The 21,931-nt window shown below is 77.4% G+C and carries 22 protein-coding genes; 10 read left to right on the forward strand and 12 right to left on the reverse strand.

Annotated elements, in window-relative coordinates; translation table 11 throughout:
* Window positions 1-76: 76 nt before the first annotated feature.
* A complete protein-coding gene (locus tag PGB27_RS01690; protein ID WP_274198600.1) occupies window positions 77-418 on the forward strand; it encodes an SDR family NAD(P)-dependent oxidoreductase in 342 nt (113 codons plus the stop codon).
* On the forward strand, window positions 415-1,104 hold the full coding sequence (locus PGB27_RS01695) for a DUF427 domain-containing protein (RefSeq protein ID WP_274198601.1): 690 nt from the start codon (window positions 415-417) through the stop codon (window positions 1,102-1,104). Before PGB27_RS01690 ends, PGB27_RS01695 begins: the two co-directional genes overlap by 4 nt.
* 7 nt (window positions 1,105-1,111) lie before the next feature.
* Here PGB27_RS01695 and PGB27_RS01700 read toward each other — a convergent pair whose 3' ends face one another.
* Together PGB27_RS01700 and PGB27_RS01705 are read right to left on the reverse strand one after the other, a co-directional pair.
* The gene (locus PGB27_RS01700) at window positions 1,112-1,912 is read right to left on the reverse strand and encodes an HAD family hydrolase (RefSeq protein ID WP_274198602.1); all 801 of its coding nucleotides are present in this window, start codon (window positions 1,910-1,912) and stop codon (window positions 1,112-1,114) included.
* Window positions 1,909-4,302, reverse strand: coding sequence for a phosphoribosyltransferase domain-containing protein (locus tag PGB27_RS01705; protein WP_274198603.1), 2,394 nt, complete (start codon window positions 4,300-4,302; stop codon window positions 1,909-1,911). Before PGB27_RS01705 ends, PGB27_RS01700 begins: the two co-directional genes overlap by 4 nt.
* A gap of 72 nt (window positions 4,303-4,374) precedes the next feature.
* On the opposite strand from PGB27_RS01705, the gene PGB27_RS01710 reads away from it, so the two are divergent.
* Window positions 4,375-5,046 carry a GNAT family N-acetyltransferase gene (locus PGB27_RS01710; protein WP_274198604.1) on the forward strand — a complete coding sequence of 224 codons (672 nt, stop codon included), beginning with the start codon at window positions 4,375-4,377 and terminating at the stop codon, window positions 5,044-5,046.
* A gap of 341 nt (window positions 5,047-5,387) precedes the next feature.
* On the forward strand, window positions 5,388-6,362 hold the full coding sequence (locus PGB27_RS01715; protein ID WP_274198605.1) for a hypothetical protein: 975 nt from the start codon (window positions 5,388-5,390) through the stop codon (window positions 6,360-6,362).
* 15 nt (window positions 6,363-6,377) lie between these two features.
* Here the strand turns inward: PGB27_RS01715 and PGB27_RS01720 are convergent, their stop codons facing one another.
* Together PGB27_RS01720 and PGB27_RS01725 are read right to left on the reverse strand one after the other, a co-directional pair.
* A complete protein-coding gene (locus PGB27_RS01720) occupies window positions 6,378-7,499 on the reverse strand; it encodes a serine hydrolase domain-containing protein (protein ID WP_274198606.1) in 1,122 nt (373 codons plus the stop codon).
* Window positions 7,500-7,517: 18 nt separating this feature from the next.
* Complete coding sequence (locus PGB27_RS01725; protein WP_274198607.1) at window positions 7,518-7,940, reverse strand: PASTA domain-containing protein; 423 nt, start codon at window positions 7,938-7,940, stop codon at window positions 7,518-7,520.
* Between the two features lie 311 nt (window positions 7,941-8,251).
* On the opposite strand from PGB27_RS01725, the gene PGB27_RS01730 reads away from it, so the two are divergent.
* Together PGB27_RS01730 and PGB27_RS01735 are read left to right on the forward strand one after the other, a co-directional pair.
* Window positions 8,252-9,802, forward strand: a complete 1,551-nt coding sequence (locus PGB27_RS01730) for an FAD-dependent monooxygenase (protein WP_274198608.1) — start codon at window positions 8,252-8,254, stop codon at window positions 9,800-9,802.
* 16 nt (window positions 9,803-9,818) lie between these two features.
* Entirely contained in the window at window positions 9,819-10,373 is a 555-nt protein-coding gene (locus tag PGB27_RS01735; protein ID WP_274198609.1) for a TetR/AcrR family transcriptional regulator, read from the forward strand.
* A gap of 8 nt (window positions 10,374-10,381) precedes the next feature.
* On the opposite strand, the gene PGB27_RS01740 is transcribed toward PGB27_RS01735, so the two are convergent.
* From PGB27_RS01740 to PGB27_RS01750, 3 genes are all read right to left on the reverse strand, one after another.
* The gene (locus PGB27_RS01740; protein WP_274198610.1) at window positions 10,382-11,596 is read right to left on the reverse strand and encodes a cytochrome P450; all 1,215 of its coding nucleotides are present in this window, start codon (window positions 11,594-11,596) and stop codon (window positions 10,382-10,384) included.
* Window positions 11,597-11,606: 10 nt separating this feature from the next.
* A complete protein-coding gene (locus PGB27_RS01745) occupies window positions 11,607-12,569 on the reverse strand; it encodes a PDR/VanB family oxidoreductase (RefSeq protein WP_274198611.1) in 963 nt (320 codons plus the stop codon).
* A 62-nt stretch (window positions 12,570-12,631) separates the two neighbouring features.
* On the reverse strand, window positions 12,632-13,354 hold the full coding sequence (locus PGB27_RS01750) for an IclR family transcriptional regulator (RefSeq protein WP_274198612.1): 723 nt from the start codon (window positions 13,352-13,354) through the stop codon (window positions 12,632-12,634).
* 121 nt (window positions 13,355-13,475) lie between these two features.
* Between PGB27_RS01750 and PGB27_RS01755 the strand changes: the two genes are divergently transcribed.
* The 3 genes from PGB27_RS01755 (at window position 13,476) to PGB27_RS01765 (ending at window position 16,067) form a co-directional block, all read left to right on the forward strand.
* Window positions 13,476-14,648 carry a uroporphyrinogen decarboxylase/cobalamine-independent methonine synthase family protein gene (locus PGB27_RS01755; RefSeq protein ID WP_274198613.1) on the forward strand — a complete coding sequence of 391 codons (1,173 nt, stop codon included), beginning with the start codon at window positions 13,476-13,478 and terminating at the stop codon, window positions 14,646-14,648.
* A 15-nt stretch (window positions 14,649-14,663) separates the two neighbouring features.
* Window positions 14,664-15,140 carry a GNAT family N-acetyltransferase gene (locus PGB27_RS01760; RefSeq protein WP_274198614.1) on the forward strand — a complete coding sequence of 159 codons (477 nt, stop codon included), beginning with the start codon at window positions 14,664-14,666 and terminating at the stop codon, window positions 15,138-15,140.
* Window positions 15,141-15,251: 111 nt separating this feature from the next.
* On the forward strand, window positions 15,252-16,067 hold the full coding sequence (locus tag PGB27_RS01765; RefSeq protein ID WP_274198615.1) for an SAM-dependent methyltransferase: 816 nt from the start codon (window positions 15,252-15,254) through the stop codon (window positions 16,065-16,067).
* A gap of 8 nt (window positions 16,068-16,075) precedes the next feature.
* Here the strand turns inward: PGB27_RS01765 and PGB27_RS01770 are convergent, their stop codons facing one another.
* Genes PGB27_RS01770 through PGB27_RS01785 form a run of 4 tightly spaced genes read right to left on the reverse strand, consistent with a single transcriptional unit; the run spans window position 16,076 to window position 19,324 of the window.
* Entirely contained in the window at window positions 16,076-17,128 is a 1,053-nt protein-coding gene (locus PGB27_RS01770) for a Vgb family protein (RefSeq protein ID WP_274198616.1), read from the reverse strand.
* 1 nt (window position 17,129) lies between these two features.
* On the reverse strand, window positions 17,130-17,885 hold the full coding sequence (locus PGB27_RS01775; protein ID WP_274198617.1) for a class I SAM-dependent methyltransferase: 756 nt from the start codon (window positions 17,883-17,885) through the stop codon (window positions 17,130-17,132).
* Window positions 17,882-18,616: a TIGR04282 family arsenosugar biosynthesis glycosyltransferase gene (locus tag PGB27_RS01780; RefSeq protein ID WP_274198618.1), complete on the reverse strand. Its 735-nt coding sequence runs from the start codon at window positions 18,614-18,616 to the stop codon at window positions 17,882-17,884. The genes PGB27_RS01775 and PGB27_RS01780 overlap by 4 nt, the downstream gene beginning before the upstream one ends.
* Before the next feature lie 39 nt (window positions 18,617-18,655).
* Window positions 18,656-19,324 (reverse strand): glycosyltransferase family 2 protein, encoded by a 669-nt coding sequence (locus tag PGB27_RS01785; protein ID WP_274198983.1) that lies wholly within the window; start codon window positions 19,322-19,324, stop codon window positions 18,656-18,658.
* Window positions 19,325-19,409: 85 nt separating this feature from the next.
* On the opposite strand from PGB27_RS01785, the gene PGB27_RS01790 reads away from it, so the two are divergent.
* Window positions 19,410-20,801 carry a hypothetical protein gene (locus PGB27_RS01790; RefSeq protein ID WP_274198619.1) on the forward strand — a complete coding sequence of 464 codons (1,392 nt, stop codon included), beginning with the start codon at window positions 19,410-19,412 and terminating at the stop codon, window positions 20,799-20,801.
* A 1-nt stretch (window position 20,802) separates the two neighbouring features.
* On the opposite strand, the gene PGB27_RS01795 is transcribed toward PGB27_RS01790, so the two are convergent.
* A complete protein-coding gene (locus tag PGB27_RS01795) occupies window positions 20,803-21,879 on the reverse strand; it encodes an NAD-dependent epimerase/dehydratase family protein (protein WP_274198620.1) in 1,077 nt (358 codons plus the stop codon).
* Window positions 21,880-21,931 lie beyond the last annotated feature (52 nt).

Raw genomic sequence — 21,931 nt, forward strand, 5'->3', positions numbered from 1 at the left:
CGGAAGCTTCCCACGTCCGGCCGTGGGCAACCGATCATCGTTGCCCGCGTGGGGGAACGCACGCGAGCATGCACCCGTGACCCCCGGAACCAGCGGCCTGGGCGTCGTCCGACGCCTCGCCGCGCGCGGACACCCCGTCGTCCTCGGCGCCCGCGACCCCGACGACCTCCTGCGCCTCGGCGCCCGCGTCGTCATGGTCTCCAGCGGCGCCGGGTCGTCCGGCGAGATGCAGGGCGGGAGCGGCGTGCCCGCGTACGCGGTGAGCGAGGCCGCGCTGGACATGGTCACCGTCACGCTCGCCGCCGACCTGCGACCGCGCGGCGTGCTCGTCGACGCCGTGTGCCCCGGCCGGGTCGCCACCGACATGGGCGGCCGTGGCCGGCGATCGGCGCCCGCCCCGCGCGCCGGCCGCCCGTGACGCGCCCGGCGGGCCCGCCCGCGCCCGCCGTCCCGGTCGGTCACGTCGAGCCGTGCCCGCGCCGCATCCGGGCACGGCTCGGCGGCCGGGTCGTCGTCGACACCCTCGCCGCGCGCTACGTGTGGGAGCACCCCTGGTACCCGCGCTGGGCCGTCCCCGTCGACGACGTGGACCCCGCGGCGCTGGCCGCGGACCCCGGGCACCGGCGCCTCGACGGTGAGCTCGCGGGCACGGTCGCCCTGACGTGGTCGGCGTTCGACGCCTGGTTCGAGGAGGACGAGGAGGTCGCCGTCCACCCGCGCAGCCCCTACGTGCGGGTGGACGCCCTGCGCTCGCGACGCCACGTGCGGGTCGAGCTCGACGGGGTCGTGCTCGCGGAGTCCGACGCCCCGGTCCTGCTCTTCGAGACCGGCCTGCCGACCCGCGCCTACCTCGACCCCACCGCCGTCGACCACACCCGCCTCGAGCCGTCGACGACCCGCACCGCCTGCCCCTACAAAGGCGTGACCAGCCGCTACTGGTCGGTGCGCACCCCGACCGGGCGCCACGACGACCTCGCGTGGAGCTACGAGCACCCGGCCCCGGCCGTCGCGCGCATCGCGGGGCTGGTGGCGTTCTACGACGAGCGCGTGGACATGGTCGTCGACGGCGTGGCCCAGCCCCGGCCCCGGACGCACCTGGCCTGAGCGTCCCTCAGACCTCGGTCTGCGCCAGCAACCAGGCCGCGATCTCCTCCCCCGCCGCGAGGCCCGTGGTGGTGGTGACCGCGACGTGGGCGAAGCCCCGGCCCGCGGTGTGGAGTCGGCCGTCGACCGGCTGGATGCCCGCGTCGGCGGCCTCCAGCATGTCGGCGTCGAGCGGGGAGTCCCCCGCCGCGACGACGCGCCGTGCCCCGGTCCGCCGGCGGACCTCCTCGACCGCGGCGCCCTTGGTCAGCGCGGCGGGCAGCACGTGGACCTTCTCCCCGTGGGCCACGACCCGCCAGCCGCGGACGTCGCACTCCGCCGCGAGCTCCTCGAGCCACCCCGCCGGCCACCGGACCCGGACCACGAGGAAGCAGCCGTCGGCGTCGCGCACGGGGCCCGCCACGTCGAGCCGGGCGAGGTGCCGGACCAGCACGTCCGCGACCTCGCCGATCGGCGCCACGCCCGCGAGCCGGTCCCGCACCACCGCCGACCAGTCACCGTCGAGCTCGCCCCCGGTGAGCAGCACCCCGCCGCCCGCGCACACCACGAAGGGCGGCGCCACGCCCAGCCGACCCTCGAGGTCGAGGCGCCGGTACTCGGCGACCGACCGGGTGGTGGCCGGCAACCAGAGCGCACGACGGTCGAGCTCGCCGAGCCGGGCGGCGCAGCGGCGGGTCAGCTGGGCGGTCACCACGCCCCGGACCCGTTCCAGGCCGAGGACCGGCCCCGCGACCTGCGGCCCGGCGGCGCGGGCGGAGTGCACGAGGGTCCGGTCGAGGTCGGTGGCGGCCAGCAGCGACGTGATCAACGCCCCGCCCGGAGCACGGCCACGGACCGGTAGGGCGAGGGGATCCCGCCCGCGCGGTCCGGGAGCGGCCGGGTCGGGACGCGGCGCTCGGCGCACAGCCGCCGGACGGGCTCGAGCTCGGCCCCGGCGTCGCGGGCGACGAGCACCGCGATGGGATCGCGGCGCAGCAGGGTCCGCAACGTCTCCCCCACCCCGGCGCGCAGGCGGCGCTCGCCCGCCACGTCCAGGTCGCGGGCGAGGGCCGCGAGGTAGCGGGGGCCGCGACCGTCGGGCCCGGCGACGGGAGCGATGCCGGGAGACGCGCCGAAGCAGCCGGTGATCGCGTCGAGGACGACGGCCGTCCGGTCACCGGCCGCGAGCTCCCCGTAGACCTTGGCGCCGTGGTGGGCGCCGGCGACGGTCAGGTCGTGCCGGTCGACCGTGCGCGAGACCAGCCCGGACGCCGTGGCGTTGAGGCACGCGTGCGGCACCAGCAGGTCCTCGCGGGTGCCGCACAGCGGGGTCCGGTGGGCGGGGTCGGCCAGCACCGCGACGGTCGGGTCGACGACGACGCCGGTCTCCCGCGCGTGGCGGTCGAGGTCGGCGCCCACCTCGTCGACGATGCCACCGGCACCGGTCCACCCGTCGACGAGCACGAGCGAGGAGGGGTCGTGGGCGGCGACGAGCGCGCCGAGCGCCGCGCGGTCCAGCCCCCGGCCGCGGACGACGCTGATCGCGTAGTGCGGTAGCGCCACGCCCCGGACCCGCGCCGCCCACCGGCGCATCAGCACCCCGACCGGCGTGCCCGCCCGCGCCAGCGACACGAGCACGGCCCCCGGGCCCCGCTGCGCGAGCACCTGGTCGGTGAGGACGCCGACCGCCGCCGCCACCCCCGGCGCCGACCGCTCGACGGCCCGGTCGACCACCCGCGCGTAGGCCGGGCTCGGGGCCGGCTCCCGCGGGAGGGCGTCCGCGTAGTGCGCGCCGGTGGCGAGGGCGGCCTCCCGCTCGGCGACCCCGACCTCGAGGGCGTGGCACGACAGGTCGCTGAGCAGCCAGCCCACCTCGGCGGGCGCGAACGTCCCGAACGCGGGTCCGCGGCGCGCGGCGACGACGGGACGTCGCGTCACGGGCCGCGGCGCCCGGCACGGCACCACCGCCTCGACCACCCGCGGCACGACCGCGCCGAGGCGGGCGAGCAGGCCGTCGGGTGCCCGCAGGGCGGCGGTGCGCGCCGCGGCGTCCACCACGAGGACGACGGCGTCGTACCGGCCGGTGCCGAGGCCGTACACGTAGCGCTCCGGCGCGTGGGCCAGCGCCTGGTCGTGCGCCGCGAACGCCCGGGCCTCGCGCACCGCGTAGCCGGCGACGTCCCGGGCGACCAGCGGGGACCGGCTGGTCGCCGCGACCTCGACGTCCAGGCCACGGGCCTCGAGGGCCTCGGCGAGCCGGACCGGCAGGTAGTGGAGCTCCTCGCACCCGAGGACGAGCACGCGCCCGGCGCCGCGCCCGAGCGCCTCGACCAGCACGTCCGCGGCACCGGGGACGGCGGCGTCCAGCGCGGCGCGTCCGGGCCGGTCGAGGCCGTGCCGCGCGCCCTCCGCGGCACCGTCGAGCGGCAGGGACACCGAGGACAGCGGGACCGCCGCGGCGACCGGGCACGCGGTCGTGTCCGGCTGCGCGGTCGTGTCCGGCTGCGCGGCGAGCAGGGCGGCCGCCCGCGCGAGCACGTCGTCGGGTCCCGTGAGCGCCGCCCGGGCGAGGGCCACCACGTCGACCCGGACGTCCAGGTCGGCGGCGGCGCAGGCGATCGCGTCCTCGGCGGGCTCCCGCAGGTCGGCCAGCGTCGCGACGACGTATCGACGGCGCGGCAGCCGCCGCTGCAGCCGGCGCAGGGCCGCGGCGACGGTGCGACCGGTGGTGAGCTCGTCGTCGACGAGCACGAGCGGGCGGTCCGGCGTCCAGCTGCCCGGGTCGTCGGGGACGAGGACGTGGCGCGGGGCGTGGCTGTGCTCCTCGTCGAACGCGGCCAGCACGGAGGCCCCCGCGACGACCCGCCGCGTCGTGTGGACGACGTGCTCGGCGTCCAGCGCGTCCGCGACGAGGTGGGCGAGCGCCGTCGCGTTCTCGGCGAACCCGATCACCACCGGCGCGGCGGCGACGTCGGGCAGCCGGCGCGCAGCCCGGTCCGCGAGCGCCGCGGCCGCCGCCCGCACCCGGGCGGGGGCGACGGGGACGTGCTTGCCGAGGACGCGGGACACCGGCAGGTGCGCCCGCCGGGGGTTGCGGCGCAGGGCGAGGCCGACGACGTCGCGCACCGGCACGCTCTCCTCGTCCGGCCCGAGCGCGAGGCCGAGGGCCTCCGCGACGACCTCACCGGGCCACGTCCCGTCCGTCGCCACGTCACCCACGGGTGTCCTTGATGCCAGACGCACCCGTCGGGCACCACCGACGTGACCCGACCGGGGCGAGGATGGACGGTGATGGCTCCCGACCCCGCCGACCCGGTCCGGCACTGGCCGCTGGCCGGGCTCGTCCTGCGGACGCCGCGGCTCGAGCTGCGTCCCGACGACGACGTCGGCCTCGCCGCGCTCGCCGACCGGGCCCTCGACGGCGTCCACCCCGCCGAGGAGATGCCGTTCCTCGAGCCGTGGACCGACGGCGCCGCCGACCCGGGCTTCGCCCGCGGGGTCATGCAGTACGCCTGGCGGTGCCGCGCCGAGGTCTCCCCGGCGCGGTGGTCGGTGAACTTCCTGGTCCGCGAGGGCGGGCGGGTGCTCGGGATGCAGACGCTGACGGCGACCGAGTTCGGCGTCCTGGGCGAGGTCAGCACGGGCTCGTGGCTGACCCGCGCCGCGCAGGGCCGGGGCCTCGGCACGGAGATGCGCCAGGCCGTCGTCACGCTCGCGTTCGAGCACCTCGGGGCCCGCGCGGCCCGGACCAGCGCGTTCGCCGACAACGTCGCCTCCCGGCGCGTGTCCGACCGGCTCGGCTACACCCCGGACGGCGTCGAGCGCCACGTCCGCCGCGGTCGCTCCGCGCTCCTGCTCCGCAACCGGCTCACCCCGGACGCGTGGCGACGGCCGGAGTGGACGCTCGGCGTCGCCGGAGTCGGGCCCTGCCGCGAGCTGCTGGGGGTGCCCGACCCCGGCTGACCGGTGCCGGCCACGCCCGGGACGTCCAGCACGACACGCCGCCGTTCGGCGACACCATCGGGGAAAGACCGACGCTCGGGGGATCCCCCGGGCTTGACGACGGGGTAGACCTCGATCACCGATGCCGACCGGGGGGACCGATGTCGCACGCCGCGCCGACCGCCGCACCGACCGATGCGTGGGTCGACGCTGCGCGCCCCCGGACCGCGACCCGCCGCGAACGGCCCCGCCACAGCCCCCGCCACAGCCCCCGCCACAGCCCCCGTCACACCCCCCGTCACACCCCCCGCCACGACCTCCCGACCGCGGCCCGCAGCGAACGCCGGCGCCGCGCCGCGCGCGTGCGTCGCCGGCCGCTGCGGGTGCTGATGATGGTGCTCGTCGCCGGACTGTGCGCCGGGGTGTTCCTCGTCGTCCTCGAGACCGCGCTCGCCGACCCCGGGGCCCGGCGCTCGGCGCTGTCCGCCGTCGACCCCGACGAGGCGGTCGCCCCCGGCCCGCTGCCCTACGGAGGGCAGCTCGACCGCCCCGACCCCTCCGACCTCGTCGACCCCGGCAGCCTGCTGGGGCTCGGGCTGCTGACGCTCGGGCTGCTCAACGGCCTCGTGTTCCTCGGGACGGCGACGTGGGACGGGATGGTCGCCCCCTCGGCGGCCGAGACCCGGCGGCGGCTGCGCACCCGCTCGGGACGCGGGGCCGTGCCCGGCGGCCGGCGGGAGGTGCGGCGGACGGTCGCCGCCCCGTCCGCGGCCCCGGCCGCCTCCTCGGGCCCGGCGGTCGTCGACGTCCCCGCCCGCCGCAGCGTGCCCGGCCGCCCGGCCGCGGGGACCACCTACGCGCCGCTGCCCGAGGCCGTGCCCGTGCGGGCGGCCCGGCGCACGGTCGTCGCGCCGGGGCCGGTCGGGGATCCGGACGTCCCGGTCGTGCCGCCGAGCCGGTTCGCGGAGCCGAAGCGGCTCATGGAGCCGGCCACGGTGCCGGCGAGCACCCCGGTGCCGGTGCCCGCCGCCGAGCCCGTCCCCGAGCCCGTCCCCGAGCCGGTCGTCGAGCCCGTCCCCGAGCCCGTCCCCGAGCCCGTCCCCGAGCCGGTCGCCGAGCCCGCGCCGACCCCGGAACCGGCGGGCGCCGAGCCGGACCCCGAGCCCGAGCCCGTCCCGTCGCTCATCCCCACGCCCCGGCGCCCCTCCCCCGTGCCCCGGGACGGCGGCGACGGGACCCCGGCGCGCGCCACGCGGCGCGGCTCCGGGCCCTGGGGCTGGCGCCCGGCCCGCCCGGACCCGGTGCCCTGGCGCAACCCGGTCCCGGCGTTCTCCTGATCAGCGGCCTCCTGATCAGCGGCCGAGCGCGTCCTCGACGGCGCGGGTGAAGGCCCCGAACACCGACGCGGTCGGCGGCAGCACCTGGGTCACGAGCACCGCCGCGAGGTCGTGCCCGGGCCAGGAGTACCAGAGCGTCCCCAGCCCGCCGGCCCACCCGTAGCGGGGCCCGACCGGCGAGGACACGACCCCGACCCCGTACCCCCAGCCGCCCCCGTCCAGGAACGGTGCGGCACCAGGGGCGGCGCGCTGCTCCGGCGTGAGGTGGTCGGTCGTCATCAGCGTGACCGCGGCGGGATCGAGCACCTCGCCGCCGTCGTCGAGCAGCATCCCGGCGAAGCGCAGCAGGTCCGCCGCGGTCCCGACCAGGCCGCCCCGGCCGTCGGGGAACGTCGGCGGGGCGAGCCACCGGCTGTCGGCGACGCCGTCGAGCACCGCGAGCCCACGGTCCTCCCCGCGCACGAACGCGGGCACCAGGCGCTCCGGGCCGGCGACGAACCCGGTGTCGGTCATGCCGAGCGGGGCGAGCAGCCGGTCCGCGAGCACCTCGGGCAGCGGACGCCCGGCGGCCCGCGCGAGCAGGAGCCCGAGCACGGCGAAGGACAGCTCGTAGCGCCAGGCCGTGCCGGGCTGCTCGAGCAGCGGCAGCGTCGCGAGGCGGGCGAGCCAGGTCTCGGGCTCCGGGAGGCCCTGCGGGTCCGGCGGCCCGAAGCCGAGCCCGAGCTCGGCGGCGCGGTCGACCGTCGGGCACGGGCCCTCGGGGACGAAGCCGAGGCCCATGCGCATGGTGAGCAGGTCCTCGACCGCGAGGGGCCGACGGGCGGGGACGGTCTCGCCGTCGGGGTCCGCCGACGGTCGCGGCAGCACCCGCCGCTGCGCCAGCTCGGGCAGCAGGCGGTCGACGGGCTCGTCGAGCGCGAGGAGCCCGTCGGCGGCCAGGCGCAGCGTCAGCGCCGCGATCAGCGGCTTGGTGTTCGAGCTGAGCCGGACGACGGCGTCGGGCCGCAGCGGTTCGTCGCCGCCGGGCGCGCTGACGCCCGTCGCCGCGAGGCTCGTCGTCCCACGGTGCCGGACGCCCGCGAGGGCGCCCGGCACGTCGGCGGCCGGGAGTGCCGCGAGGATCTCCTCGGCGTCCACCCCGGCCACCGTCGGTCGTCAGCCGTTGAAGCCGCCGCCGGCCGGTCCGATCGGGCTCGGCTCGGGACGCACGCCCCCGCCGCCACCGCCGGAGCCGTCCTCGTCGTCCGGGTCGGGCCCGGTGGGGGTGCGGGCGGCCCCGCCCTGGATCCAGATGCCGACCTCGGCGCCGCGCTCGCGCTTCTCGCCGGCGGCGGGCTCCTGGTCCTCCACGTGGCCCCGTCCGGCCCCGGTGTGCACGGCGTTGCGGCCCACGGCCATCACGCCGGCGTCGAGGGCACGGTCGTGCGCCTCGGCGGCGGGCAGGCCCACGAGCTCGGGCACCGTGGTCATCCCCTCGGGCAGGTCCTGGGTCGTGTCCTGGGCCATGTCCTCGGTCGTCCCCTCGGTCTCGCGCATCTCGTCGGTGTGCATCGTCGTCCCTTCCGGCGTACCGGCCATGACCGACGCATACCCATCATGCCGGTGCCGTGATGCTGCGTCGGGGGTCACCCCGGGTCCCCGGGGTCCGTCCGGCCTCCTCCGAGGTCCTCGCACCCCCGCGCCGCGACGTCCTGCAGCCGGCGCCGGACGGTGTCGCAGGCGTCGTCCACCCCGGCCGTGACACCGACCGCCCCCTGCTGGGCCGCCCCGCGGACTGATCCGCACCAGGGCGTGAGCGCCCGCGCACGGTCCGAAGTGTGCCTTGACCTGCCCGTTCGTCCTGCGCTTTGGTCGGTCTACCAAACACGGCGCGGCGCGAGGGGCAGGCCATGGAGACCGACGGGGTGCTGGTGGTCGGAGCCGGACCGGTGGGGTTGACGGCGGCGTGCGGGCTCGCGCGCCTCGGCGTCCCGGTGCGGGTGGTCGACGCCCTGGAGACGCCGACGACCCAGTCGCGCGCCGTCGCGATCCACGCCCGCAGCCTGGAGACGCTGGCGTCGCTGGAGGTGCTGCCCGCGCTGGAGGGCCGGGGCCGCCGGATCGCCGGGCTCGCGATGGTCGACGGCCGCACGGGCGAGCCGCGGGCGGACGTCGACTTCACCGGCATCCCCAGCCGGCACCCCTACATCCTCGACATCGCCCAGCCCGACACCGAGGCGGTGCTCGCCGAGCGGGCCGCCGCCCTCGGCATCGTCGTGGAGCGGGGCGTCACGCTGACCGCGCTGCGCCAGGACGACGATGGCGTCGAGGTCACCCTGCGCACCGGCGGCGAGGAGCACACGGCCCGCGTGGGCTGGGTCGTCGGCGCCGACGGCGGCCACAGCACCACGCGCCACCTCGTCGGCACCCACCTCGAGGGCGCGTTCCACGGCCAGCACTTCGCCATGGCCGACGTCGACGTCGCGACCGACCTCTCCCCGGACGTCCTGCGGATGTTCACCCACCCCGACGGACTCGCGATGCTCTTCCCCCTCGCCGGGAGCCGCGCCCGGGTCATGTTCCTCGTCGAGGACCCCGGCACCGACGCCCCGGACCCCACGCTCGAGCAGGTCCAGGCCCTCGCCGACGCGCGGATGGGCGGGCGCGTGCAGCTCTCCGACCCCCGCTGGGTGACGTACTTCGAGGTCCACCACGCCCAGGTCCCGCAGTACCGCCACGGACGGGTCCTGCTCGCCGGCGACGCCGCGCACATCCACAGCCCGGCCGGCGCGCAGGGCATGAACACCGGCATCCAGGACGCGGCGAACCTCGCGTGGAAGCTCGGGCTGGTCGCCACCGGCCGGGCGGACGCGGGTCTGCTCGACAGCTACCACGACGAGCGCCACCCGGTCGGCGCCGCGGTCGTGAAGCTGACGACGGTGATGACCGACGTCGCGGCCCTCTCGGGCGTCGCGGCCGCCTGCCGCAACGCCGCCCTGTTCGTCGCGGGCCACGTCCACCGGCTCACCGACACCCTCGCCACGACCGCGGCCGAGCTGACGATCGCCTACACCGACAGCGCGTTGTCCGTGCAGAGCGGCTCTCGCGGCACCGCCCGCGCCGGCGACCACGCCCCCGACCCGGACGGGCTGCGCCGCCCCGACGGCACCCCGGTGGCCGTCGAGGACCTGCTGGCCCGGCCCGGGTTCCTGCTGCTGGTCCGGGGCGCCGGAGAGGGCCTGGCCGAGGTGCTCGGGGACCTCGGCACGGTCGTCCGGGTCGGGGAGGACGTGCTCGACCCCGATGACGCCCTCGCCGCGGCGTACGGGTGGCGCGACGGGGGCATGGCGCTCGTCCGCCCCGACGGTTACCTGGGGCTCGTCGCGGACACGACCGACCCCGCCGTCCTGCGCCGCTACCTCGCGAGGACGCTGCACGTCGCGACACCGACCCCGGCCTGAGCGCGGCCCGACCGACATGGCCGACCGACGCGCCGCGATCGTCGACGCCGCCCTCGCGGTGATCGGCGAGAGCGGGCTGGGCGGGTTCACCCAGCCCCGCGTCGCGGCCCGGGCCGGCATGCGCCAGAGCCACCTCACCTACTACTTCCCGACACGCGACGACCTGCTCGTCGCCGTCGCCGACGAGGCGGTGCGCCGCCGGGTCGCCGTGCTGGAGGCGGCCCAGGCCGGGGCCGAGGGCTGGCGGGAGCAGGTCGCCGCGCTCGCCCGGGTCCTCACCTCACCCGAGGAGACCCGCATCCTGCTGGCCCTGACCCAGGCCGCCGACCAGCACGAGGCCGTGCGCGCGTCGTTCGGCGCCCTGGCCGCGGGCGTCGCCCCGCTCAGCGCGGACCTGCTCCGCACCGCGGGCGCGGAGGCCGACCCGGCCGCGCTCGGCCTGCTGCAGGCCACCTCCACCGGCCTCGCGGTCCTGACCCTCGCCCGGGGCAGCGAGGCCACCGCTCTCGCCGAGCAGCTGCTCGGCACCCTCCTCGACCGCCTCGCCGCCGCCCGGTCGAGCCCGGGCTGACCGCCGGGTCAGCCCGCGAGGTGCAACCGCAGCGGCAGCGACGCGAAGGCGCGCATCGTGTTGTTGTGGTGGCGGATCGGGGAGGCGGCGGGCTCGATCCGCTCCACCCGCCGCGCCAGCGCCGTGAGCAGCGCGGCGCCCTCGAGGCGGGCCACGTGCTGGCCGACGCACTGGTGGATGCCCATGCCGTAGCCGACGTGCCCCGAGGGGTCGCGGTCGAGGTCGAAGCGGTCGGGGTCGGTCCAGTGGCGCGGGTCGCGGTTGGCCGCCCCGAGGAACATCAGGATCTTGCGGTCGGCCGGCACCACGGTGCCGCCGATCGGGGTGTCCACCTCGGCGGTGCGGAAGAACGTCTGCACCGGCGACTGCCAGCGCACCGCCTCGTCGAACGCCACCCGCGCCCGCTCCGGGCGGGCGCGCAGGGTCGCCCACGCGTCGGGGTGGGTCGCGAGGCCGTGCAGGACGGCGCCGAGCCCGTGGACGGTGGTGTCGACGCCCGCGGTCAGCAGCGAGCGCACGATCAGCGGGGCCTGGGCCGGGGTGATGTCGCCCCGGTCGGAGGCCGCCCAGATCGCCGCGCCGAACCCGTCGTCGGCCAGCACCTCGCGGGCGCACCGCGAGCCCACCCACGCCGAGAGCTCGGCCACCCGCGGCGCGCCCTTGGCGACCAGGTCGTTCGACGGGCCGAAGGCGTTGAAGGCGTGGTCGCCGTAGGGCAGCAGGTTCTCCCGGCCCTCGCGCGGCAGGCCGACCGCGTCGGGGAAGACGCGCAGCGGGAACGCCTCGGCGAGCGCGGCCATCCCGTCGAGCTCGACGACCGGCCCGGCGCCGTCGAGGAGCCCGGCGACGAGGTCCTCGGCGTCGGCGAACCAGCGGTCGCGCAGCCGCCGCAGCGCGCGCGGCCCGAGGATCGCCGAGAGGACCGCCCGCGGGGCGTCGTGGTGCGGCGGGTCGGCCTCGAGCAGCAGGCTCGGCGGGCGCCAGGGCGTCTCGCGACGGAAGTCCGACATGCCGACCCCGGCGCTCGACGGGAAGCGCTGCCAGTCGGCGAGGGCGGCCCGGACCTCGGCGTAGCGGGCGACGGCGACGAGGTCGTAGCGCGGCAGGACCACGACCGGGCCGGCCTCGCGCAGCGCGGCCTGCATCGGCAGCGGGTCCTCGAGCACCTCGTGCGAGAAGGGGTCGACGTCGACGACCGGGACGCTCTCGAGGGTGATGGTCACGCGAGCTCCTCTACAGGTCGAGCACGAGGCGGTCGGTGCAGGAGCGCGAGACGCACGGGAACAGGCAGTCGCCCGCGGCGCGCTCGTGGTCGGCGAGGACCGAGTCGCGGTGGTCGGGGACGCCGGCGAGCACCGCGGTCTCGCAGGTGCCGCACGTGCCCTGCTCGCACGAGGACAGCGCCGTCGCCCCGACCCGGCGCGCGGCCTCGAGGACCGAGAGCTCCGGGCCCACGGTGACCGTCACCCCGGTGCGCGCGAGCTCGACGACGAACGGCTCGTCGCGCACCGGCGCGCCGAGCTCGGCGTCGGTGAAGCGCTCGGTGCGCAGCAGGTGGGGCGGGCGGTGGGCCGTCGCGTCCTCGATCGCGCCGAGCAGCGGCCCGGGCCCGCAGCAGTAGACGACGGTGCCCTCGTCCGCCTCGCCGACGAACGACGCGAGCGGCAGCAGCCCCGCCTCGTCCTGCGGGTGCAGGCGGACCCGGTCGCCGAAGCGGGCGAGCTCGTCGCGGAAGGCCATGCTGTCCCGGGAGCGCCCGCCGTAGAGCAGCGCCCAGTCCGCGTCCACCAGCTCGGCCTGCCCGACCATCGGCAGCAGCGGCGTGATCCCGATGCCGCCGGCGACGAACAGGTAGCGCGCCGCGGGCACCATCGGGAAGTGGTTGCGCGGGCCGCCGAAGCCGACGGTGTCGCCGACGGCGAGCTCGTCGTGGACGTAGGCCGAGCCGCCGCGGCCGCCGACGTCCACCGCCTCCCGCAGCACCGCGACCCGGTAGGTGTGCGCGTCCCACCGATCGCCGCACAGCGAGTACTGGCGGGTCGCCCCGGACGCGAGCGTGAGGTCCACGTGGGCGCCGGGCGCCCAGTCGGGCAGGCGGCCACCGTCCGGGCGCGCGAGCGTCAGCGCGACGACCCCGTCGGCCACCCGGTCCTTCGCGCGCACCACCAGCCGGTCGGTCCCGCCCGTGCCTGCCATGCCGGGAGGATGCGGAGCGGCGGGCCCCGCCGGGAACGGCGTTCCCGTTCAACGGGCGAGCTTCAGGACGCGGCGAGCCGCTGCTCGATCCGCCGCGCCGCCGCCGCGAGCCCGGGCACGTGGTCGCGGGCCCGGTCGTCGTTCGGGACGATGACCGACACCGCCGCGGCGACCCGCCGGTGCTCGTCGCGCACCGGGACCGCGATGCCCGTCGCCTCGGGGTGCAGGTAGCCGGGGCAGACGACGAAGCCGTCGCGCCGGACGTCGGCGAGGCGGCGCCGCAGCTCGCCGGGATCGGTCGGCGTCGCCGGGGTGAGGCGCGCCAGCGGGCCCGCCAGCACCCGCTCCTGCAGCTCGGCGGGCGCGTGGGCGAGCAGCACGAGACCCGACGACGACATGTGCAGCGGCAGGCGCGCGGCGATGCGCGTGTAGTTGACGACCGCCTGGTCGGCCGACAGGCGCTCGACGAACAGCACCTGCTCGCCGTCGAGCACCCCGAGCTGGGCGTGGTGGCCGACCGCGCGGTGCAGCTCCTCGAGCACCGGCATCGCGAGCTCGCGCAGCGAGACCGTCGGCGACGCCCGCGACGCCAGCTCCCAGAGCCTCGTGCCGACCCGGACGCGGCGGTCGTCGTCCCGGGTGAGCAGGCCGTGCTCGACCATGTCCGCGACCATCCGCGACCCCGTCGTGGTCGGCAGCCCGGCCCGCCGCGAGACCTCGCCGACCGTGAGCGCCCTGTCGGTGGGCGTGAACGCCTCGAGGATGCGCACGACGCGTTCGAGCACGGATTCACCGGACGACGAGTGCGCCACGTGTCCATCCTCCTCGTTGACGTGATGTAGATCACGCCATAGCGTCGGTTGCTCCGAGCGCTCCCCGCTGTGTCGACGAGTTGGAGCCCGTGCCATGACCGACTACGACCCTCGCACCGCCACGGGGATCCCGACCGAGCCGGTGGGCTCGATGCCGCGACCCCAGAAGCTCCAGGACGCCTACGCCGCCTACGACGAGGGGAAGATCGACAAGGCCGCGCTCGAGCAGGAGCAGGACGCCGCGGTCCAGGACACCATCGACCGGTACGAGGCCACGGGCGCGCCCATCATCTCCGACGGCGAGCAGCGCTGGTCGTCGTTCGCCACCTACCCGATCACCGACACCCTCGCCGGCACCGGCCTCGCACCGTCGCTGGCCCCGGGCGGGCAGTTCTTCGCGATCTTCGCCGACGGCCACGGCCGCCAGCTGCCCAAGCTCGTCAAGGGGCCCTTCGAGTACGTCAACCACGCGGCGGACTCGTTGCGCAAGTCGATCGGCAAGGCCACGAAGCCGATGAAGCAGGCCGTGATCTCGCCCTCGATGCTCGCGCTGCTCTACCCGCTGCGGGACCCGGTGGACGGCTACAGCCGCGAGGACTTCGAGGCGACGCTGATCGACGAGTGCGAGAAGGACATCCGCCAGTCGTTCGACGCCGGCGCCGCGCGGGTGTCGGTGGACTTCACCGAGGGCCGCCTCGCCACCCGCGAGGACCCGCGCAACCCGTGGACCGGCGCGGGCCTCCTCCCCCACTTCATCGAGCTGATCAACCGCGTGATGGCGCGGTTCTCCGCCGAGGAGCGCACGAGGATCGGCGTCCACACCTGCCCGGGCGGCGACCGGGACTCGGTGCACTCCGCGGACGTCCCCTACAACAACCTGCTGCCGGAGATGTTCACGATCAACGCCGGCTACTTCCTCATCCAGCTCGCCAGCGAGCGGGAGAAGGACCCGGTGTACGAGTCCATCGGGCGCCACCTGCGCACCGACGCCGACGGCGTGACGCAGATGGCCTACATCGGCGTGATCAACCCCGGCAACCCGCGGGTGGAGAGCGCGGGGGAGGTCGCCGACCGCCTCGTCCGCGCCGCCGACTTCATCCCCAAGGAACAGCTCGGATCCACCGACGACTGCGGCTTCTCGCCCTTCTCCATCGACGAGAAGCCGAACCACGGCTCGCCCGACTTCGCCCGCGAGGTCGCGTTCCAGAAGATCACCAACCGCGTGGCGGGCACGCGGATGGCCGCCGAGCGGCTCGGGGTGTCCTGAGCCCGTGCGCCGTCCGTGAGCCCGGAGTTCCGGCCCGGGCGCTCCGACGAGGCGCCCGGGCGGGAGCTCCTCGCCGAGCTCAACGCCCTGCTCGACGCCCAGTACCCCGGGCGCGCCGCGCGCCCGGGGTCGGTGACGACGCCCGACGAGATGGCGCCGCCGCGGGGCGCCTTCCTCGTCGGGTACCTCGACGGGCGGGCGGTCGCGATCGGCGGGGTGCGGCCGCTGGGCCCCGCGGGCACCGACGTCGCCGAGATCAAGCGCCTGTACGTCGTGCCGGACGCGCGCTCGCGCGGCGTCGGCCGGGCCCTGCTCGCCGCCCTGGAGGACGCCGCCCGCGAGCTGGGCTACGCCCGGGTCCGCCTCGACGCGGGCGCCGAGCAGCGCCACAGCCGGGCGCTCTTCGCCGACGTGGGCTACCGGGCGATCCCGCCGTACAACGCCAACCACATCGCCGTGTTCTTCGGGGAGAAGGACCTCGCGGCGCCGTAGGTCCGACCCACGAGGGCGATGGCAAGATCGGGGTCCTCGGTGACGCGATCGACCCCGGGAGGCGTCTTGACCGAGGGTTCGCGGGAGCGGGACCGTCTCCGGCGTCCGGCCGTGACGTGGCTGGAGCCCGAGCGAGCGCTGGAGGCCGGCATCGACTTCGACCGCGCCAACGCCGCCCGGATCTACGACTACCTGCTCGGTGGGGCCTGCAACTTCGCCGTCGACCGCGAGCAGGCCGCGAAGATCCTCACCCAGAACCCGGACATGGCCTACGTCTGCCGGGCCAACCGCGACTTCCTGCGCCGCGCGGTGGAGTGGTGCCTGGCGGCGGGGATCACCCAGTTCCTCGACCTCGGCTCCGGGGTGCCGACGGTCGGCAACGTCCACGAGATCGCGCTCGCACACCGGCCCGACGCCCGTGTCGCCTACGTCGACTTCGAGCCCGTCGCGGTGGCCCACGCCCACGAGGTCGTCGACGGGCTCGCGGGGGTCAGCGTCACCCGCGCCGACATGCGCGACCCCGACCGCGTCCTCGGCGCCCCGGGCGTGCGGGACCTGCTCGACCCGGCCCTCCCGACGGCCCTGCTCACGGTGGCCGTCCTGCACTTCGTGCCCGACCCCGAACTGCCCGCGATCCTCGCCCGCTACCGGGACGCCCTGGCCCCCGGCAGCGTCCACGTCATCAGCCACGGCAGCGCCGACCACGACGACCCCGACCTCGCCGCCCGCACCCGCGCGATCCAGGACGGGTACCGCGGCAGCGCGACCGAGGTCGTCCTGCGCTCGCGCGAGGAGATCCGCGACTGCCTCGGCGGGCTCGAGCTGGTCGCGCCGCCCGGGCACCTCGTCGACATCGTCGACTGGCCGACGACCAGTCCGGGCGTGCGGCCCACCGGCGGCTACGCCGCCATCGCCCGCATCCCCTGAGGCGCTCGTCAGGGGTCGATCAGCTGGAGGACGCCCTCGGCCGTGCCGGTGACGACGACGCGGCCGGTCGCCGGGTCGGCGGCGACGGTGTTCGGCTGCCGCACGGTCGGGAACCGGGCCACCTCGCGGGGCTGCGGGCCGCTCGTGTCGAACCCGACCACCTCGTTGGTCGCGGTGAGCGTCACCCACAGCCGGTCGCGGGTCGCGTCGTAGCCCAGGCCGTACGGGGAGCCGGGCAACGGCAGGTCGGCCAGCTGCCGCGGGGTGCCCGCCGGGTCGAACACCAGCAGCCGGTTCCCGCGGGTGTCGGCGACGAGGAGGCGGCCGTTGCGGTCGGCGATGAGGTGGGTCGGGCCGGCGCCGGCGGGCAGCTCGGCGAGCGGGGTCAGGGTCGCCGGGTCGTAGACCGACAGCGTGTTCTCGCGGACGTCGATGGCCCCGACCCGGCCGGCTGCCGCCGCGAGCCCGCCGGGCTGGGTGACGTCGGTGAAGGTGCGCACGACCTGGTCGCCGCGCACGACGGTCAGCGATCCCCCGCCCTCGTCGGCGACGAACACCGTGTCCGGGGAGGCCTGCGTCGCGTCGTGGGGGCTGGCGCCGGTGGTCACCCGGGACTCGATCCGGCCGCCGGGCAGGGCCACGCGCAGGAAGGCGTTGGCGCTCTCGTCGGGCACGAGGACCGGTCCGCCGGGTCCGGCGAGCTGGAGGTGGCGGACGACGCCGGGCAGCGGCACCCGGCCGGTCACGGCACCGCTGTCCACGTTCACCAGCGCGAGCTCGTCGGGCGCGCGCACGCCGACCGCCGCCGTGCGCGACGGCCCGTCGGCCACGACGCCCTCGGGCGCGGGTCCGACCGGCACCACGCGACCGGCCGGGGTGGTCGCGGCGGGCGGGGCGACGGCCGGCTCGGCCGGCCCGGGCAGCGGCTCGGGCAGGCGCCGCGGGACCGGGGGCGGCGGCGCGGCCGCGTCCGGGGCGCCGCCCCCGGAGCAGGCCGTGAGGAGGGCGAGCAGCAGGGTCACGGCGACCACGAGGACACGGGAGCGCGGGCGGGTCGACATCTCAGACCTCCTGGCGGGTCGCCGGGTGTGACCCGGCGACGGAGAGCTCGGCGAAGCTGCGGGCGCCGTCGCGGCGGGCGGTGACCTCCAGGCCGGCGCGGGCGGCGACGGCGTCGACGGCCGACGCGCCGAGCACCGCCCACGGGAACCACGGTCCGCACCGGGTGGGCGGGGGCACGTCGCCGGCGACCGCGTCGAGGTCGTCCGCGTCGGTGTCGGCGTCGGTGTCGGCGTCGGTGTCGAGGTGCGCCACGCCCTGCCACCACGACCCGGCGGTGGGCTCGAGCTCGACGAGCACGGTGCCGAACGGGCGGAGCAGGGAGCGGCAGCGCCGGAGGAGACCGACCGGGTCGCCGCCGATGCCGATGTTCCCGTCGGCGAGCAGCACGTGGGCCCACCGGCCCGGCCCGGGCAGGTCGTCGAGCGCGTCGCGGTGCAGCACCGTGGCACCGCGGGCCTCGCAGTAGCGGATCGCCTCCGGGGACACGTCGACCCCGAGCGCGGGGACGGCACGGGCGGCGAGCGCCACGAGCAGGCGCCCCGGACCGCAGCCGACGTCGAGGGTCGGGCCCGTGCAGCGGTCGACCAGCCAGTGGTCCTCGGGATCCGCCTCGCCGTGCCAGCGGTCGGGGTCGAGCGCCACGACCACCCCGTCCGCCCGCACGAGCCGGTGGGCGCGCCTCGTGAGGGCCGCGTCGAACGCCCCGGCGGCCGCCGGGGCGTCCGCGTGCGGCGGCGCCCAGGACAGCCCGGTCACCGGGCCTGCCGCTCGGGCACGGGGAGGAGCTCGCGGACGGCGCGGGCGAACCGCCCGTCGGGGACCAGCTCGGCGACGACGGCGGCGTCGGCGGCGGTGTCGACGTCGGCGAGCGTAGGCAGCTCGCGGACCTCGCCGGACAGCCCGCCCCGCAGCACGGCGAGGGTGCGCTCGCCGGTGTCGTCACGCGAGGTCGGCACGGGGGTGACGACGGCGGCGCCGCGCGGGTGGCGCAGGGCGAGGGCCCACCACCCGCCGTCGACGGCGAGGCCGAGGGCACCGGCCACGAGCGTCTCCGGGCCGTCGACCGCGCCGATCGTGTCGAACGCCGCGGCGAGCAGGCCCGCGTCGACCTGCGGGGTGTCCATCCCGATCTGCAGGCTCACGGCGTCCGGGAACCGCCGCGCGGCCTCCTCGTGGGCGGCGGCGATGCGCTCGCCCAGCGTGCCCTCGCCCTGCGGCACCACCGTCGTGCCCGCGAGCGCGGCGGTCACCTCGTCGGCGCGCACCCCGTCGCGGGGGTCCCCCGCCAGCGCGACCAGGACCGCGGCGTCCGGCACCGCGCGGGCGGCGTCGAGGGTGTCGAGCAGGGCGGCGGCGGCGACCTCCGCGGCGCCGTCCGGGGTGGCCGGGGGGACGAGGCGGGTCTTGACACGTCCGGGCACGGGGGCCTTCGCGAGGATGATCACTACGCGCCGGACGCGGTCGGTCACTGATCGCACGAGCGGCATCCGTACCGCGGCGCTGATCGGTTCGACGTATGGCCGGACTCATCGCCCCGATCGGGTGCGACCGCCGCGGACGAGCGCCGTCGACATGTCGCGCACGGCGCGGTACGTCCCGCGGACGGAGCCGGACACCTTCGAGCGCCCGCCGGCGCGCGGCCGGTAGTCGACGTCGACCTCGCGGATCCGCCAGCCCGCCGACCCCGCCCGGATCAGCAGCTCGAGCGGGTAGCCGAAGGCGCGGTCGGTGACGCCGAGGTCGAGCAGGGCGCGCCGGCGCCCGACCCGGACGGGGGCGATGTCGCGCACCGGCACGGCGCGGGCGCGCATGACCCCGGAGAGCAGGAGGTTCGCCGCGCGGGCGTGCCACGGCCAGACGCCGCGCTCGGTGGGCACCCGGCGGCCGACGACGAGGTCGGTGGCGGTGTCGTCCAGCAGGCGCACCATCGCCGGCAGCGCGCCCGGGTCCAGCGACCCGTCGGCGTCGATCACCGCGACGACCTCGCTGCGCGCCGCCTCCAGCCCGGCGTGCACCGCGGCGCCGTAGCCCCGGCGTGCCTCGTGCACGACGCGCGCGCCCAGCGCCGCGGCCACCTCGGGGGTGCCGTCGACCGAGCCGTTGTCGACGACGAGGGCGTCGAACCCCTCGGGCAGCGCCCGCAGCACCCCGGGCAGGGCGTCGGCCTCGTCGAGGCACGGCAGCACGACGTCCACGCGATCGCTCACGGCGGGGGACGATAGGCCGTGCACGACCGGCCCCCCACAGCGGCCGAACGGCGCAGCCCGTACCGTCCGCCCGGTGCCCGCCCTGCGCACCCGCCCCCCACGGCTGCGGGGCGACCTCCTCGCCGTCGCGCTCGTCTCCGCCCTCGTCGCGACGGCCGCACTCGTCGGCTGGGCGCTGATCGACCGCGGGGTCGACGTCCTCGTCGGCTGGCCGCCGCTGCTCGCCGCCTGGCTGCCCCGCGTCGGCCCGGGCACCGTCCCGGCGCTGCTCGTGGGCGCGCTGGTGGTGGTCGCCGGCCCGACGGTGGCGCAGCGCTGGCGGTGGGGTCCGCTGCTCGGCGCGTCGTTCGTCGCGGCCTGGCTGTGGACGCTGACGCTCGCGCTCATCGACGGCTGGGCGATCGGCGTCGCGGAGCGCCTCGCCACCCCGAGCGAGTACCTCGTCGAGATCCCGATCCGCGGCACCGTCGGCGAGTTCCTGACGACCTTCGCCGACCGCATCCCGTCGTTCCAGCCCGGCGCGCTCGTCACCCACGCCAGCGGCCACCCGCCCGCGGCCACGCTCTTCTACGAGCTGCTCTCGCGCCTCGGGCTCGGCGGCCCCGACTGGGCGGGGGCGATCACGCTGACGATCGGGGCGTCGGCCGTCGTCCCGGTCGCGCTCACCCTGGCCGCGGTCGCCGACCGGGACGTCGATCGGGACACTGCCCGCCGCTACCTGCCCTTCGGGGTGCTCTTCCCGGGCGCGGTGTGGGTGGGCGTGTCGGCCGACGGGATGTTCGCCGCGGTCTTCGCGTGGGGCGTGGCGTTCCTGGCCCTGGGCGCGGTGCGCCGCTCCCCCGCCGGCGCGGCGCTCGCCCTGCTCGGCGGGCTGGTGCTCGGCCTGTCGCTGTTCCTGTCCTACGGCCTCGCCGCGGCCGGGCTCGTCCCGGTGGCGGTCGCCGTGCTGACCCGGCGGGTCGCGCCGCTGGTGTGGGGCACGCTCGGCGTCGGCGTCGTGGTGGCGCTGTTCGCGTGGGGCGGGTTCTGGTGGTTCGACGGCTACGTCCAGGTCCAGGTGCGCTACTACCAGCCCGGCGAGTACGGGCTGCGCCGCCCGTACGCGTACTGGGTGTGGGCGAACCTCGCCGCCGTGGCCTTCGCGGTCGGGCCCGCCGTCGTCGCCGGTGTGCGCCGCGTGGGGTGGTGGGCGTGCGGCTGGATCGGGCGCCGGCGCCCGGCGCCGGACTGGTGGGGACGCCCCCACACCGCCGTGGTGCTCCTCGTCGCCGCGGGGCTGGCGGCGGTCCTCGCCGCCGACCTCTCGGGCCTGAGCAAGGCCGAGGTGGAGCGCATCTGGCTGCCGTTCGCGGTGTGGCTCGTGCCCGCCACCACCCTGCTCGCCCGCACCGCGACGCGACCCTGGCTCGCGGCGCAGGCCGTGCTCGCCCTCGCGGTGAACACGCTGCTCGCGACGGTCTGGTAGCTCAGGACCTACCCATCGGCGCCCCGACCGGCGCCCGCAGCGGGTCGGTCGCGAACGCCCGCACGCCCTCGTCGAACCCCACCGACGCCCGGAACCCGAGCACCTCGGCGGCGCGGGCCGGGTCGGCGGTGATGTGCCGGACGTCGCCGGGCCGGGCACCGCCGACGACCTCGGGCGCCGGGCCGCCCATCGCCGCCGCCAGGCGCTCCGCCAGGTCCCCGATCGTGCGGACCTCCCCCGAGCACACGTTCACGGGCACGCAGCTGCCCTCGCCCGCGTCGGACTCGAGCGCCGCGAGGTTGGCGGCCGCGACGTCGGTGACGTGGACGAAGTCGCGCCGCTGCGCGCCGTCCTCCATCACCCGCGGGCCCTCGCCCCGCTCCAGGGCCGAGCGGAAGATCGACGCGACGCCGGCGTACGGCGTGTTCTGCGGCATCCGCGGGCCGTACACGTTGTGGTAGCGCAGCGCCCACACCCGACCGCCGGTGGCGCGGGCCCAGGCCGCGGCCAGGTTCTCCTGCGCCAGCTTGGTCGCGGCGTACGTGCTGCGCGGCTCGAGCGGCGCGTCCTCCGGGATCAGCTCGCCGACCAGCCCACGGCCGCACCGCGCGCACGCCGGGTCGAAGCGGCCGGCCTCGACGTCGGCCGGGCGCCGCGGCGGCGCGGGCACGACGCCGTGCTCCGGGCACGCGTACCGGCCCTCGCCGTAGACGACCATCGAGCTCGCCAGCACGAGCCGGCGGTGCCCGCTGCGGTACATCGCGGCGAGCAGGGCGGCGGTGGCGAGGTCGTTGTGCCGCACGTACTGCGGGGCGTCGTTCGGGTCGACGCCGTGCCCGACCATCGCGGCCTGGTGGCACACCGTGTCGACGCGGGCGAGCAGGCCGTCGAGCACCGACGGGTCGCCGACGTCGCCGCGCACCAGCTCGTGGCGCCGCACCCACTCGGGCGCCTCCGGCTCGCCGTGGGCCGCGGGCAGCAGGTCGTCGAGCAGCACCGGCTCGTGGCCCTTCTCGGCGAGCAGGTCGGCGACGTGGGATCCGATGAAGCCGGCACCGCCGGTGACGAGGACGCGCACGGCGCGCACCGTACGGTCACACCACCGCACCGCGCCGCGCGGCACACGCCGA

The organism is Actinomycetospora lemnae (assembly GCF_028737315.1).
GTDB classification, from domain to species: Bacteria; Actinomycetota; Actinomycetes; order Mycobacteriales; family Pseudonocardiaceae; genus Actinomycetospora; species Actinomycetospora lemnae.

Excerpts from the sequence above, each read along its gene's own strand:
- PGB27_RS01710 (WP_274198604.1), top strand. The coding sequence starts at position 4,375 with ATGGCTCCCGACCCCGCCGACCCGGTCCGGCACTGGCCGCTGGCCGGG.
- PGB27_RS01730 (WP_274198608.1), top strand. The coding sequence starts at position 8,252 with ATGGAGACCGACGGGGTGCTGGTGGTCGGAGCCGGACCGGTGGGGTTG.
- PGB27_RS01755 (WP_274198613.1), top strand. The coding sequence starts at position 13,476 with ATGACCGACTACGACCCTCGCACCGCCACGGGGATCCCGACCGAGCCG.
- PGB27_RS01745 (WP_274198611.1), bottom strand. The coding sequence starts at position 12,569 with ATGGCAGGCACGGGCGGGACCGACCGGCTGGTGGTGCGCGCGAAGGAC.
- PGB27_RS01725 (WP_274198607.1), bottom strand. The coding sequence starts at position 7,940 with ATGGCCGGTACGCCGGAAGGGACGACGATGCACACCGACGAGATGCGC.
- PGB27_RS01735 (WP_274198609.1), top strand. The coding sequence starts at position 9,819 with ATGGCCGACCGACGCGCCGCGATCGTCGACGCCGCCCTCGCGGTGATC.
- PGB27_RS01770 (WP_274198616.1), bottom strand. The coding sequence starts at position 17,128 with ATGTCGACCCGCCCGCGCTCCCGTGTCCTCGTGGTCGCCGTGACCCTG.
- PGB27_RS01780 (WP_274198618.1), bottom strand. The coding sequence starts at position 18,616 with ATGCCGCTCGTGCGATCAGTGACCGACCGCGTCCGGCGCGTAGTGATC.